The sequence below is a fragment of the Vibrio sp. 2033 genome (genome assembly GCF_033339735.1).
Genome location: NZ_JAWOVC010000880.1, coordinates 1 through 510 on the forward strand (window position 1 = coordinate 1; position 510 = coordinate 510).

Here is a 510-nt window from a genome sequence, read left to right on the forward strand (position 1 = left end):
TCTCAAGCTGGAACGGTTACATCCGCTATTGCAAACAACGCCAAAGAACTGCAAAGCGCAGTGAATGGTGCCGACTTATCGATTAAGTCGAAAGCGTGGAATGACAAAAAAGTCGATGCTCACCACGCCATCATTCCAACGCCTAAGCAAGCCAACGTTAATGCGCTGTCTGGCAACGAAATGAAAGTGTATCAGCTCATTGCGCGCCAATATTTAATGCAGTTTTATCCTGCGGCTGTCTATGCCGAAGCGAAATTGGTATTCGACATCGCTGGTGGCATTTTCATCGCTAAAGGTCGTCAACTTGTTTCGTCGGGGTGGAAAGCGCTGATGGGAAAAACGGATAAAGAAGACGAAGGTATTGATGCGGTGCCACCGTTAAGTGAAGGCACGGTGTTAACATGTCGTGAAGGTGAAATTAAAGACCGAAAAACTGAGCCACCAAAACACTTTACTGAAGCCACTCTGCTGCAAGCGATGACGGGAATTGCTCGTTATGTTGCCGATAAA

General features: G+C 46.9%; 1 protein-coding gene. It reads left to right on the forward strand.

Translation table 11 applies throughout. The features are described from left to right. A partial coding sequence (locus R7P74_RS29610; protein WP_318124324.1) for a DNA topoisomerase occupies nucleotides 1–510 on the forward strand: 510 nt, incomplete at both ends.